Origin of the sequence: Sodalis sp. (in: enterobacteria) (genome assembly GCF_047607725.1) — a bacterium.
In the GTDB taxonomy this organism is placed as follows: Bacteria; Pseudomonadota; Gammaproteobacteria; order Enterobacterales; family Enterobacteriaceae; genus JBLKSS01.
In genome coordinates this window covers 14,118-28,208 of record NZ_JBLKSS010000127.1, presented here as the reverse complement: position 1 = coordinate 28,208, position 14,091 = coordinate 14,118, and the positions used below count along the sequence as shown (strand labels likewise).

General features: G+C 58.1%; 10 protein-coding genes and 1 pseudogene. 7 read left to right on the top strand and 4 right to left on the bottom strand.

Features of this window, described 5'->3' with window-relative positions:
- Nucleotides 1-152: 152 nt before the first annotated feature.
- Nucleotides 153-789 (top strand): annotated as a pseudogene (gene rluA, locus ACMX3H_RS11615) (bifunctional tRNA pseudouridine(32) synthase/23S rRNA pseudouridine(746) synthase RluA); the annotation flags it as partial.
- A 139-nt stretch (nt 790-928) separates the two neighbouring features.
- Here the strand turns inward: rluA and djlA are convergent.
- On the bottom strand, nt 929-1,753 hold the full coding sequence (djlA, locus tag ACMX3H_RS11610) for a co-chaperone DjlA (RefSeq protein ID WP_415210965.1): 825 nt from the start codon (nt 1,751-1,753) through the stop codon (nt 929-931).
- 183 nt (nt 1,754-1,936) lie between these two features.
- Here djlA and lptD point away from each other — a divergent pair, with 183 nt between their 5' ends.
- The 6 genes from lptD (at nt 1,937) to apaH (ending at nt 8,672) form a co-directional block, all read left to right on the top strand.
- On the top strand, nt 1,937-4,279 hold the full coding sequence (gene lptD / locus ACMX3H_RS11605; protein ID WP_415210964.1) for an LPS assembly protein LptD: 2,343 nt from the start codon (nt 1,937-1,939) through the stop codon (nt 4,277-4,279).
- 65 nt (nt 4,280-4,344) lie between these two features.
- Entirely contained in the window at nt 4,345-5,637 is a 1,293-nt protein-coding gene (gene surA / locus ACMX3H_RS11600; RefSeq protein WP_415210963.1) for a peptidylprolyl isomerase SurA, read from the top strand.
- Nucleotides 5,627-6,619: a 4-hydroxythreonine-4-phosphate dehydrogenase PdxA gene (gene pdxA, locus ACMX3H_RS11595; RefSeq protein WP_415210962.1), complete on the top strand. Its 993-nt coding sequence runs from the start codon at nt 5,627-5,629 to the stop codon at nt 6,617-6,619. Before surA ends, pdxA begins: the two co-directional genes overlap by 11 nt.
- Nucleotides 6,612-7,430 (top strand): 16S rRNA (adenine(1518)-N(6)/adenine(1519)-N(6))-dimethyltransferase RsmA, encoded by an 819-nt coding sequence (gene rsmA / locus ACMX3H_RS11590; RefSeq protein ID WP_415210961.1) that lies wholly within the window; start codon nt 6,612-6,614, stop codon nt 7,428-7,430. The genes pdxA and rsmA overlap by 8 nt, the downstream gene beginning before the upstream one ends.
- Nucleotides 7,431-7,443: 13 nt before the next feature.
- A complete protein-coding gene (apaG, locus tag ACMX3H_RS11585; RefSeq protein ID WP_415210960.1) occupies nt 7,444-7,821 on the top strand; it encodes a Co2+/Mg2+ efflux protein ApaG in 378 nt (125 codons plus the stop codon).
- 2 nt (nt 7,822-7,823) lie between these two features.
- Entirely contained in the window at nt 7,824-8,672 is an 849-nt protein-coding gene (apaH, locus tag ACMX3H_RS11580; protein ID WP_415210959.1) for a bis(5'-nucleosyl)-tetraphosphatase (symmetrical) ApaH, read from the top strand.
- A 133-nt stretch (nt 8,673-8,805) separates the two neighbouring features.
- On the opposite strand, the gene folA is transcribed toward apaH, so the two are convergent.
- The 3 genes from folA to carA form a co-directional block, all read right to left on the bottom strand.
- On the bottom strand, nt 8,806-9,291 hold the full coding sequence (gene folA, locus ACMX3H_RS11575; protein WP_415210958.1) for a type 3 dihydrofolate reductase: 486 nt from the start codon (nt 9,289-9,291) through the stop codon (nt 8,806-8,808).
- Nucleotides 9,292-9,492: 201 nt separating this feature from the next.
- Complete coding sequence (carB, locus tag ACMX3H_RS11570; RefSeq protein ID WP_415210957.1) at nt 9,493-12,711, bottom strand: carbamoyl-phosphate synthase large subunit; 3,219 nt, start codon at nt 12,709-12,711, stop codon at nt 9,493-9,495.
- A gap of 1 nt (nt 12,712) precedes the next feature.
- Nucleotides 12,713-13,867 (bottom strand): glutamine-hydrolyzing carbamoyl-phosphate synthase small subunit, encoded by a 1,155-nt coding sequence (carA, locus tag ACMX3H_RS11565; RefSeq protein WP_415210956.1) that lies wholly within the window; start codon nt 13,865-13,867, stop codon nt 12,713-12,715.
- Between the last annotated feature and the right edge of the window lie 224 nt (nt 13,868-14,091).

Genomic DNA, 14,091 nt, shown 5'->3' with positions numbered 1-14,091 from the left:
GATGGAAATAAAAGTTATTAAAATCAATACAATGTGAAAATACAATGAGCATAAGCGTGTAACGTAGGTTTACTGTCTCATACAACAAACCCACCAATAATTCAAGACGTCCTCCACGGGGCGCTTACCTTTTTTACGAGGTCTGACCCTTTATGAATGCTTATGAAGCCCACATTCATATCCTGTACCAGGATGCGCATATCATGGCGGTCAATAAGCCGAGCGGATTATTGTCGGTGCCCGGGCGGGCGCTGGAGCACAAAGACAGCATCATGACGCGGATACAGGCGGAATTCCCGCAGGCGGAATCGGTGCATCGTCTGGATATGGCCACCAGCGGCGTGCTGGTGGTGGCGCTGACCAAGGCCGCGGAGCGTAAATTGAAACGCCAGTTTCGTGAGCGCGAGCCGCGCAAAACCTATATCGCCCGGGTGTGGGGGCATCCCGCGCGCGATGAAGGCGACGTCGACCTGCCGCTTATCTGCGACTGGCCAAACCGGCCGTGGCAGAAGGTCTGTTTCGACACCGGCAAAGCGGCGTTGACCCACTATGAGGTCCTATCCCGCGATCCCGATCACAGCGCCCGCGTGCGGCTGACGCCGCTGACCGGTCGCTCGCATCAGCTGTGGGTGCATATGCAGTCCCTCGGTCATCCCATCCTGGGCGACGGGTTTTACGCTACGCCTGCGGCCAAAGCCATGGCGCCGCGGTTGATGCTTCAACGCCCAAACCCTGGCCATCACCCATCCCCACTACGGCTCGCCGATTCATTTTCACTGCGAGGCGGATTTGATTTCTAAACCGCCGCTTTTCCCTTGCCGGTGCGGGAAACGCGCGGCACGACATGCCGTTCCTCGGCGTGCTTTGCCCCACCCAAACCGCCGGGCACGGTCTGCGCCCGTCGGTTAGCCCAGGGCATTTTTGCCGCTTAGCGAAAGCCCTTTTCCCGCTTTAGAAGATCATAGGCCTGCTGGATCGCTTGCGTTTTCTGTTTGGCCATTTCCATCATTTCAGGCGGCAGCCCTTTCGCGACCAGCTTGTCGGGATGATGCTCGCTCATCAGCTTGCGATAGGCACGCTTAATCGTCGGGCCATCGTCCTGGGGACTGACGCCGAGCACTTTGCAGGCGTCCTCCAGGGTCGGTCCCTGCGCCCATCCCGGCTGGCGGTAACTGCCCTGGTAAGACTCATGCTGACCGCCGAACTGCGCGCCGCCCTCCATCATGCTGAGGAACTGATCAAACTGGCCGCGGCTGATGCCCAGCTCTTCGGCGATGACGTACAGCACCTGCCGCTCGTTGGGGTGCAGCGAACCATCGGCGAAGGCCGCCTGGATTTGGATTTCCAAAAAAATGCGGATGAGATCGAAGCGGCCAAAGCAGACCTGGCGAAACTCGCGCAGCCGGCCGCGCAGGGGGAAATCGCTATCTTTCCCTTCGCGGAACGCCTCCTGCGCGGCGCTTTTCAGCGCATCATTCAGTTGCATCCGCGTCATCAGCCTATTGGCGTTTACGATGTCCGCCTCGGTGACCCGCCCTTTGGACTTGGTTAAATGGCCCATCACTTGGAAAGTGGTGCGGAAAAAAACGTTTTGCCGGGTTTGTTGATCGGAAAAATAGCCGGGACCGGTCACGCGGGCGCCCCGCGCCTTATCCACCATATGGCCAATCAGCAGGCCCAGTACGATGGCCCAAAAACCGCCGCCTGACCAAATCGCCACAATAACGCCCAACAGCTTACCCCAATAACGCATATACTCCTCAATTCATCATGCCGTCGGTACAAAATTGCTTTATCATACCTGTCATTTAACGCTAAGCCTAACGGTGCGCGGCGAAACGGCAGGATTTAACACTGGCGCAACGCTTATGAGTGATATAGTCTCTGACCGTTTGCCGCGATAAGCCCTGGATGACGGAACACCTGAAAAACGCTTATGAAAAAACGTTTACCCACACTGCTGGCCAGCCTTATCGGGTCCGCTCTCTATAGCCAGCAGGCGCTGGCCGCTCTGGCGGATCAATGCCTGTTGGGCGTGCTGGCCTATACCAAACCTCTTGTCAATGGCGACCCCAACACGCTGCCGGTGCATATACAGGCCGACAAAACCGCGGCGAATTATCCCGATCATGCGCTATTTAGCGGTAACGTGGATATTGAGCAGGGCAACAGCACGCTCACCGCCGATGAAGTGCAGCTCACGCAGCGCCAGGAGCAAAACCAGACGCTGCTGCGTACCGTTACCGCCACCGGCAATGTCAATTATGCCAGCAATGAGATCAAACTGCAGGGCCCCAAAGCCTGGTCTAATCTCAACACCAAAGATACCGACGTCTATCAGGGTAATTACCAGATGGTGGGCCGGCAGGGCCGCGGCGACGCCGATACCATGAAACAGCGCGGCGATAACCGCTACACGGTATTGGAAAACGGCAGTTTTACCTCCTGCCTGCCGGGTGACGACAGCTGGAGCGTGGTCGGTTCGGAAGTGATCCACGACCGCGAGGAGCAAGTCGCCGAGATTTGGAACGCGCGCTTTAAAATCGGTAAGGTGCCGGTCTTCTACAGTCCGTATTTGCAAATGCCGGTGGGCGACAAGCGCCGCTCCGGTTTCCTTATCCCCAATGCCAAATACGGCAGCAACAACGGCTTCGAGTTCAGCGCGCCCTACTACCTGAACCTGGTGCCCAACTACGACGCCACCATCACGCCGAATTACATGAGTAAACGCGGCACCCAGATCCAGACCGAGTTCCGCTATCTGACGACCCCGGGCGAAGGGCTGGTGGAATTTGACTGGCTGCCCAAAGATCGGGTTTACAGCAGCGAGCACGCCAGCGACAGCGACCGCTGGCTGCTCTATTGGCATCATAACGGCGTCATGGATCAGGTGTGGCGTTTCAACGTCGACTACACCAAAGTCAGCGACTCCAACTATTTCGACGATCTGGATTCCAAGTACGGCAGCACCACCGACGGCTACGCCACGCAAAAATTCAGCTTCGGCTATGCCGATGAAAACTGGGACTCCGCCCTGTCGTACAAGCAGTTCCAGGTCTTTGACACCAATAGTAGCGACGCTTACCGCGCCGCGCCCCAGTTCGACTTGACCTATTATAAAAACGACATCGGTCCCTTTGACCTCAAGGTATTCAGCCAGGCGGCCAAATTCACCAACGTTAACAACGACTATCCCGAAGCCACCCGCTTGCATATCGAGCCCACGCTCAACCTGCCGCTGGCCAACCGCTGGGGTAGTCTGAATACCGAAGCCAAGCTGATGGCCACCCACTATCAGCAGGAAAATATCGATTACTACAACGAGAATACCACTACCGGCCGTCACCTGAAGGGGTCGGTCAATCGGGTTTCGCCGCAGTTTAAAACCGATGGCAAGATGGTGTTCGAGCGTGATATGGATTACGCGCCCGATTACACGCAGACGCTGGAGCCGCGGCTGCAATACCTGTATGTCCCCTATCGCAACCAGAACGATATCGGCGTTTACGACTCCACTATCCTGCAAACCGACTACTCCGGCCTGTTCCGCGATCGCACCTATAGCGGCCTCGACCGTATTTCGTCCGCCAACCAATTGGCGGGCGGCGTGACCACCCGAATTTATGACGATCAGCGCGTGGAACGATTTAACGCCTCCGTGGGTCAAATCTACTACTTCTACTTCTCGCGGCCCCGTACCGGTGATATCACCGGCACCTGGGATAATTATGATAATACCGGCAACGTGGTTTGGGCGGGAGATAGCTACTGGCGTATCAGCAATCAGTGGGGGGTCCGCGGCGGCCTGCAGTATGACTCCCGTCTGAACAGCGTTGCGCTGGGCGATGCGGTGCTGGAGTACCGGCGCGACGAGAACCGCATCCTACAGCTGAACTACCGTTACGCCAGCCCGCAATATATTGAGCAGATGCTGTCCGRCATTAGCCATCCCGGCTATCAACAGGGCATTTCACAGGTGGGGGTCACCGGCAGTTGGCCGCTGGTTGACCGCTGGTCGCTGGTCGGCGCGTATTATTACGATACCAAGGCCAACCAGCCGGCGGACCAATTGGTCGGCCTGCAATACAACACCTGCTGCTGGGCTATCAATGTGGGCTATGAGCGGAAGATCACCGGCTGGAACAATACCGACAGTTCCAGCCAGTACGACAACAAAGTGTCGTTTAATATTGAACTGCGCGGTTTGAGCAGCAATTATGGCCTGGGTACGGACAAGATGCTGGGATCCGGCATTCTCCCCTATCAGCGGGCGTTTTAATGCTGCAGTCTCGACGCAAACATTGAACTTAATCCGCGTATGCGGCTGATATATATGGAAAAGTTATGAAAAACTGGAGAACGTTTATCCTCGCCCTCGCCCTCGCCCTGTGCGCCCATGGCGCCCCGCAGGTCGTGGATAAAGTTGCCGCCGTGGTGGACAACGGCGGCGTCCTGGAAAGTGATGTGAACAGCATGCTGACCACGGTGAAACACGGCGCTCAGGAAGCCAATCAACAACTGCCGGACGACGCGACGCTGCGCCGCCAGATCCTCGACCGGCTGATTATGGACAACATCATTCTGCAGCTGGCCCAGCGCGCCAATATCACCATCAGCGACGAGCAGCTGGATCAGGCTATCGGCAATATCGCCGCCCAGAACCACATGACCCTCAATCAGCTGCGCAACCGCCTGGCCTATGACGGTATGGACTACAACACCTACCGGGCGCAAATCCGCAAAGAGATGCTGATTGCCGAAGTGCGCAACGGCGAAGTCCGCCGCCGCGTGACTATTTTGCCGCAGGAAGTGGACTCGCTGGCGCAGCAGATCGCCGCCCAAACCGGTAACGGCGCGGAATTCAATCTTAGCCATATTCTTATTCCGCTGCCGGAAAACCCGACCCAGGATCAGTTGGATAAAACGGAAGCGCTGGCCAATTCTTTAGTCGAACAAAGCAAGAACGGCGCAGACTTCGGCAAGTTTGCAATCACTTACTCCGCTGACCCGCAGGCGCTGAAAGGCGGTCAAATGGGCTGGGGGAAACTCGAAGAGCTGCCGTCGCTGTTCGCGGCGCGATTGCAGGGCGCTCAGAAGGACAGCATTGTCGGCCCGATCCGTTCCGGCGTCGGTTTTCATATCCTGAAAGTCAACGACATTCGCGGCGGCGATCAAAAAGTGACGGTCACCGAAGTGCATGCGCGCCACATTCTTTTGCGCACCTCGGTGGTGATGACCAATCAACAGGCTCGCGCCAAGCTTGAGGATATCGCGGCGCAAATCAAGAGCGGCCGCCTCAGCTTCAGCGCCGCCGCTAAACAGCTGTCCGAGGACCCGGGTTCCGCCAATCAGGGCGGCGATCTGGGCTGGAGCTCCGCCGATGCATTCGACCCGGCCTTCCGCGATGCACTGATGCATCTGAAGAAAAGGGAAATCAGCACGCCGGTGCATTCGTCCTTCGGCTGGCATCTGATTCAGCTTATCGACACCCGCCAAGTGGATCGCACCGACGCCGCCCAAAAAGACCGCGCCTATCGGCTGCTGTTTAACCGCAAGTTCGCCGAAGAGGCGCAAACCTGGATGCAGGAGCAGCGCGCGTCCGCCTATGTGAAAATTATCGACAACAATGGGCAATAATCAACGCATTGTCATCACCCCCGGCGAACCCGCCGGGATAGGACCCGATCTCGTCGCCATACTGGCCCAGCAGGCGTGGCCGGTCGAGCTGGTGATATGCGCCGATCCCGCGCTATTGACGGCGCGGGCGCGACAGCTCAACCTGCCGCTGCGGCTGCACCCCTATCGTCCCGAAGAGCCGGCTACGCCGCGGCAGGCCGGGAAACTAACGGTGCTGGCCATCGAGGCGCCGGCGCCGGTCATTGCCGGCGAACTCAATGCCGCCAATAGCCATTATGTGATAGCGACCCTGGCCCGCGCCTGCGACGGCTGCCTCAGCGGCGAGTTCGCAGCGCTGCTCACCGGTCCCGTGCATAAGGGCATCATTAACGACGGCGGCCTGCCGTTCAGCGGCCATACCGAATATTTCGCCGAGCGCAGCGGCCGCGATCGCGTCGTCATGATGTTGGCCACCGAGTCGCTGCGTGTCGCGCTCGCGACCACCCACTTGCCGCTGCTGGCGGTTCCGGGCGCCATCACCCGCCGGTCCCTGGATGAAGTCATTACGATCCTGGTCCGGGATCTCAAGCGGCAATTCGGTATCGCGCAGCCGTGCATCTATGTCTGCGGGCTGAACCCCCACGCCGGCGAAGGCGGCCATATGGGCCGGGAAGAAATCGAGGTGATCACGCCTGCCCTGGATACACTGCGCGCCAAAGGGTATAATCTGGTCGGTCCGTTGCCTGCCGATACGCTATTTCAACCGAAATATTTGCAGCAGGCGGATGCGGTGCTGGCTATGTATCACGATCAGAGTCTGCCGGTGCTGAAATATCAGGGATTCGGCCGGGCGGTCAATATCACGCTGGGGCTCCCCTTCATTCGTACCTCCGTCGATCACGGCACCGCCCTGGAGCTGGCCGGATCGGGACAGGTGGAGGCCGGCAGTATCAAAACGGCGCTTAATCTCGCCATCGACATGATAAGACATCGTAATGAATAACCGCGTTCATCAGGGGCATCTGGCGCGCAAGCGTTTCGGCCAGAACTTTCTACACGATAGCTCAATTATTGATGCTATTGTTACTACTATTCATCCCGAGCCCAGCCAGGCAATAGTGGAAATCGGCCCCGGTCTGGGCGCCCTGACCGAGCCGGTGGCGGAGCGCATCGACGCCATGACCGTTATCGAGCTTGACCGTGATTTGGCCGCTCGCCTGGCCACTCATCCTTTCTTGCAGTCCAAGCTAAACATCGTGCAGCAGGACGCCATGACGGTGGATTTCGCCGCGCTGTCCGCCGAACGGGGCCAGCCGCTGCGGGTATTCGGCAATCTGCCCTACAACATTTCTACGCCGCTTATGTTCCACCTTTTCAGCTATACTCATGCCATTCGCGATATGCACTTTATGCTACAAAAAGAGGTGGTCAACCGGCTGGTGGCTGGCCCGAACAGCAAGGCCTACGGCCGTTTGAGCGTGATGGCGCAGTACTACTGCAACATCATCCCGGTGCTAGAAGTGCCGCCGACCTCGTTTCGGCCGGCGCCGAAAGTGGATTCGGCGGTGGTGCGGCTGGTGCCCTATGCTACGCTGCCGTTCCCGGTCCGCGATTTGAGTAAACTGGCCACGTTGACCAGGCTGGCGTTCAACCAGCGCCGCAAGACGCTGCGCAATAGCCTGGGCAATATTTTTAGTGCGCAACAGCTGGCGGAACAGGGTATCGACGCGACGCTGCGCGCGGAAAATTTGAGCGTTGAGCATTACTGCCGGTTAGCTAACGTGCTGGCGGAGCGCCCCGTTTCACAAGACTAACAGGAGTGCTTTGATGATTAACTCGCCCCGTGTCTGCGTTCAGGTTCAGAGCATGTACATAGAGACACAGTCTCAGCCAGAAAAGGATCGTTACGTTTTCGCCTATACCATCACACTGCGCAATCTGGGACGGCATCCCGTGCAGCTGATGGGGCGTTATTGGCTTATCACCAACGCCAACGGCCAGGAGATCGAGGTCCAGGGTGAAGGGGTGGTGGGCGAAAAGCCGCGCATCCTTCCCGGCGGCGAGTTTCAATATACCAGCGGGGCGGTGTTGGAAACCCCGCTCGGCACCATGCAGGGCCATTACGATATGGTCGATGATCAGGGACAAGGGTTTCACGTTGCGATCCCCGTCTTCCGCCTGGCAATTCCTTCTCTTATAAACTAGCTATGTCGACTTATTTAATCGGTGATATTCACGGCTGCTTCGACGAGCTGAAAATCCTATTGGCGCAAGTTGAGTTTAATCCGGCGCTGGACACCCTGTGGCTGACCGGCGATCTGGTCGCGCGCGGCCCCGGTTCGCTAGAGGTGCTGCGCCTGGTGCGCAGTTTGGGCGATAGCGTACGTATGGTGTTGGGCAATCACGATCTGCATTTACTGGCGGTCTATACCGGTATCAGCCGCAATAAGCCGAAAGATCGCATTACACCGCTGCTGGAAGCGCCGGACGCCGATGAATTAATCAACTGGCTGCGCCGTCAGCCGATGCTGCAGGTGGATGAGGAGAAAAAATTGGTGATGGCCCACGCCGGCATCACGCCGCAGTGGGATCTCGCGACGGCGCGCCAGTGCGCACGGGAGGTGGAGTCGGTGCTCAGCAGCGACAGCTATCCGCTGTTCCTCGACGCCATGTACGGCGATATGCCGAACAACTGGAGTCCGGAGCTGAGCGGTTTGGCGCGTTTGCGGTTCAGTACCAACGTGTTCACCCGCATGCGCTACTGCTTTCCCAACGGCCAGTTGGAAATGAACTGCAAGGATATACCGGATAAAGCGCCGGCGCCGCTACGGCCCTGGTTTGCGCTACCGGGACCGGTGCCCGAGTGCTACAGCATCGTTTTCGGCCACTGGGCTTCGCTAATGGGCCAGGGAACACCGGCGCATATCTATGGGCTCGACACCGGCTGCTGCTGGGGTGGGGAACTGACCCTGCTGCGCTGGGAGGATAAAACGTTTACCCGCGTGCCCTCCAACCGGCAAAACGAGACCGGTATCGAAAATCCCATCAGTGCTTAAGGCCAACCCCGGCGGCTTGGCGGGTGTCTAGCCGCATGGCCTCGGTGCGGATGGCGCCACAAAATCACACATCATCCACGACGCAGCAGGTCGGGTCATACGTCATCCGCGGTGCTACAGCTCGGGACGCACGTCATCCGCGGCGTTCGAGGACTTCAAAGCAGTAGCTGTGGGTATTTTTCTCGTCGGCGTCATGGAATTCGCTGAAGGTGGATTGCCATTCATCCGGCTCATAGTCGGGAAACCAGGTATCGCCATCCACTTCCGCATCGATATGGGTCAGATAGAGCCGCCCGGCCTGCGGCAAAAAGGTCTCGTAGACTCTCCCGCCACCGATCACCATCACTTCTGCCACTGCACCCGCCGTGGCCAGCGCCTGCGCAGGCGTTGACACCCAGGTCACGTCGTCGTTATCGCCGGGACGGCTACTCAGCACAATATTGTGTCTCCCCGGCAGCGGCTTACCGATGGACTCAAACGTTCGGCGCCCCATGATAACCGGTTTGTCGAGCGTGTTACGCTTAAACCAGGCCAGATCGGCGGAAAGATGCCAGGGCATGGCATTTTCCATCCCAATCACACGATCTACCGCCAGGGCGGCAATCAGGCTAATAATCATAAAAACCCTTACAGGCAACAAAATTGCTGACACTATACGGAAAGAGATCCGGGGTGTCGATAGCTGGCTTTGTAAGGCGTGACAAATTTCAGAAAGCACTTAAAAGCGCCGCGCCAGCAGAAGGAAATCGGTTAAACCGGAGCGAAACAGCCATAAAAAAAAGATGCTTTCGCACCCTTTTTAGCACCGTTACACCCGGATTCAGCCGGTGATTTGCACGTGCATTTCCTGCACCGAAATCACTTGGGCGGTGGCGTCGGCGTTGAGGGACATCGCGGTAGCGAACCCGCCGTTCAGCGTCGTGTCGTAATGTACTTTATACTGCAAGGCGCTGCGCCGGATGAGTTTGGAATCCTCAATCGCCTGGCGGCCGGCGGTGGTATTAACGATATAGCTGTATTCGCCGTTTTTGATCCTGTCCTGAATATGCGGCCGTCCCTCATGGACTTTATTCACCAGACGCGGATTGATACCGGCCTCGCCCAGGATCACCGCCGTGCCGTGGGTGGCGTCCAGCTCAAAGCCGTGTTTCAGCAGCTTGGCCGCCAGGTCCACCACCCGGTCTTTGTCACCTTCACGCACCGACAGCAGCGCGCGACCGCTTTTCTTCATGCGCGACTGGCTGCCGAGCATCGCCTTGGCGAACGCTTCAGCGAAGGTCCGCCCCACGCCCATGACCTCGCCGGTGGAGCGCATTTCCGGCCCCAGAATCGGGTCCACGCCGGGGAATTTGTTAAACGGCAGCACCACCTCTTTCACCGAGTAGTAGGGCGGAATGACTTCGTGCATGACTCCCTGCTCCACCAACGATTTGCCGACCATCACCCGGGCGGCGACCTTCGCCAACGCCACGCCGGTGGCCTTGGAAACAAACGGCACCGTCCGCGCGGCGCGGGGGTTGACCTCGATGAGGTACACCTCATTATCCTTCACCGCGAACTGGACGTTCATCAGCCCCCTGACCTGCAGCTCAAACGCCAGTTTTTCAACCTGCTGGCGCATGACGTCCTGAATTTCACGGCTCAGCGTATACGCCGGTAGCGAACAGGCCGAGTCGCCGGAGTGAACCCCGGCCTGCTCGATGTGCTCCATGATGCCGCCAATCAGCACGTTTTCGCCGTCGCAAACCGCATCGACATCCACTTCCACCGCATCATCCAGGAACCGGTCAAGCAGCACCGGCGCATCATTGGACACGCTAACCGCGCTGTGGAAGTAGCGCAGCAGGTCCGTGTCGTCGTAAACGATCTCCATCGCCCTGCCGCCCAAGACGTAGGAGGGGCGCACCACCAGCGGATAACCGATAGTGGCGGCTTTTTCCACCGCCAGGTCAATGGTGGTGACGGTGGCGTTGGCTGGCTGTTTCAGCCCCAGACGCTCGACCGCCTGCTGGAAACGCGCCCGATCTTCTGCCCGGTCGATGGAATCCGGACTGGTGCCAATCACCGGCACGCCGGCGGCTTCCAGCGCGCGGGCCAGTTTTAGCGGTGTCTGGCCGCCGTACTGCACGATGACGCCCTTGGGCTTTTCGATATGCACGATTTCCAGCACGTCTTCCAACGTCACCGGCTCAAAATAAAGACGGTCCGAGGTGTCGTAATCGGTGGAAACCGTCTCGGGGTTACAGTTGACCATGATGGTCTCATAACCATCTTCCCGCAGTGCCAACGAGGCGTGTACGCAGCAGTAGTCGAACTCGATGCCCTGGCCTATTCGGTTCGGGCCGCCGCCCAGCACCATGATTTTCTCGCGATCCTGATGAGGCTGGGATTCACACTCCTCATCATAGGTTGAGTACATATAGGCGGTATCGGTGGCGAACTCGGCGGCGCAGGTATCCACCCGCTTATAGACCGGGTGCAGATTGTAGCTTTCGCGTAATTTGCGAATTTCCGCCTCCGCCACGCCCACCAGGGCGGCCAGCCGTGCATCGGCAAAGCCCTTGCGTTTCAACTGGCGCAGGTAATCGGCGCTAAGGGCGGTGACACCCCGCTCCGCCACGTCGTTTTCCAGCTTGACCAGCTCCTCGATTTGCACCAGGAACCAGCGGTCGATATTGGTCAGGTTGAACACGCCGTCCACCGACATGCCAGCGCGGAAGGCGTCGGCCACATACCAGATACGCTCGCCGCCGGCGTCCTTCAGCTCGCGTCGCAGGGTGGTCAACGCTTCAGGATCGTCGAGATTGACCTTGGGATCGAAGCCGCTGGCGCCCACTTCCAGCCCGCGCAGCGCTTTTTGCAGCGACTCTTGCTGGGTACGGCCGATGGCCATGACTTCACCCACCGATTTCATCTGAGTGGTCAGACGGTCGTTGGTGCCCGCGAATTTCTCAAAGTTGAAGCGCGGGATTTTGGTCACCACATAGTCGATGGACGGCTCGAAGGAGGCCGGCGTGCGGCCGCCGGTAATGTCGTTCATCAGCTCATCGAGGGTATACCCCACCGCCAGCTTGGCGGCCACTTTGGCGATGGGAAAGCCGGTTGCCTTGGACGCCAGCGCGGAGGAGCGGGAAACGCGCGGGTTCATCTCGATAATGATAAGCCGGCCGGTTTTCGGATTGACCGAGAACTGGACGTTGGAGCCGCCGGTTTCGACGCCGATTTCACGCAATACCGCCATCGAGGCGTTACGCATGATTTGGTACTCTTTATCGGTCAGGGTCTGCGCCGGCGCGACGGTTATCGAGTCACCGGTGTGGATACCCATCGGATCGACATTCTCGATAGAACAAACGATGATGCAGTTATCTTTTTTATCGCGCACCACCTCCATCTCATATTCTTTCCAGCCGATGAGGGACTCATCGATCAGCAGTTCGGTGGTGGGCGACAGATCCAGACCGCGCTCGCAAATCTCTGCAAACTCTTCGCGATTATAGGCAATGCCGCCGCCGGTGCCGCCCATGGTGAACGACGGGCGGATAATACAGGGGAAGCCGACATCCGCCGCCACCGCCTCGTCCATGGTATGGGCAATGCCGGAGCGGGCGGTTTCCAGGCCGATTTTTTTCATCGCCTTATCGAAGCGCTGGCGGTCTTCCGCCTTGTCGATCGCGTCGGTGGTGGCGCCGATCATCTCCACGCAGAACGCTTTCAGCACCCCTTCACGCTCGAGCTCCAAGGCGCAGTTCAGCGCCGTCTGGCCGCCCATGGTCGGCAACAGAGCATCCGGCCGCTCTTTTTCGATAATTTTGCGCACCACTTCCCAGTGAATAGGCTCGATATAGGTCGTATCGGCCATGTCGGGGTCGGTCATAATGGTGGCGGGGTTGGAATTCACCAGCACCACGCGATAGCCTTCTTCGCGCAGGGCTTTGCACGCTTGCGCGCCGGAATAATCGAACTCGCACGCCTGGCCGATAACGATGGGGCCGGCGCCCAGGATCAGGATACTTTTTATATCGGTACGTTTTGGCATCTCAGGCTCCTGATACGTTAGGCTGTGAGCGATAAGCGTTGATGAGCTCGATAAAATGGTCGAACAACGGGGCGGCGTCGTGCGGGCCGGGGCTGGCCTCGGGATGCCCCTGGAAGCTGAACGCCGGTTTGTCGGTGCGGTGTAGGCCCTGTAGCGTGCCGTCAAACAGTGAGGTATGGGTTACCCTCAGCGTGGCGGGCAGCGTTTTCTCATCCACCGCGAAGCCGTGGTTCTGGGCGGTGATCATCACCCGGTCGGCCGCCAGATCTTTTACCGGATGGTTGCCGCCGTGGTGACCGAATTTCATCTTCACCGTCTTGGCGCCGCTGGCCAGCGCCAGCAATTGATGGCCCAGGCAAATGCCGAACAACGGAATGTCGGTGGTGAGGAAGGTTTGGATGGCGGCGATCGCGTAATCGCAGGGTGCCGGATCCCCCGGACCGTTGGCCAGGAAAATGCCATCGGGATTCATCGCCAGCACCGTTTCAGCCGGCGTCTGCGCCGGCACAACCGTCAAGCGGCAGCCGCGATCCACCAGCATGCGCATGATATTGCGCTTAATCCCGTAGTCATAGGCCACCACATGATAAGGCAGGTCCGTCGCCGGCGCGGGTAATCCCCCGCCCAGAGTCCAACTGCCCTGGGTCCAGCTGTACTGTTCGGTAGTACTCACCTCTTTCGCCAGATCTATACCGTTCAGGCCGGGGAATTCGCGGGCCTTGCGCAGCGCCAGCTGCGCATCCGGACTATCGCCGGCGATGATACAGCCGTTTTGCGCCCCTTTTTCCCGCAGCAGACGCGTCAGCTTACGGGTATCGATATCGGCGATGCCGACAATATTCTGCTGCTTCAAGTAGTCCGAGAGCGACAGCGTATCGCGAAAGTTGCTGGCGATGAGCGGCAGGTCGCGAATCACCAGCGCCTGCGCCTGCACGCGGGGTGACTCTTTGTCTGCTTCATTGGTGCCGGCATTGCCGATATGGGGATAAGTGAGAGTAACGATTTGACGGGAATAGGAAGGATCAGTGAGGATTTCTTGATAACCAGTGATTGACGTATTGAAAACCACTTCCCCCACCGCCGTGCCCTCTGCCCCAATGGCCCGACCGTAGAATTGGGTTCCGTCTTCCAGAACCAACAGCGCTGACTTTATCAAAACACCCTCCAAGGAATATTCAGTCATTATATTTGCATATTAATTCATTAAAATGGCATGAATCAATGCAAAAATCACCTGTAAGGTAGAATTTTGGCAAATTGGGCGCATTTTGAAGATGACCCTGTACTTTGTCTACCCTAAAGGGATTTTTTTATCTGATTTCGTCCACTTTAACGTAATGACGGCATGAACGGCTTAAAAAAGAGGATAAAACAGCCCAG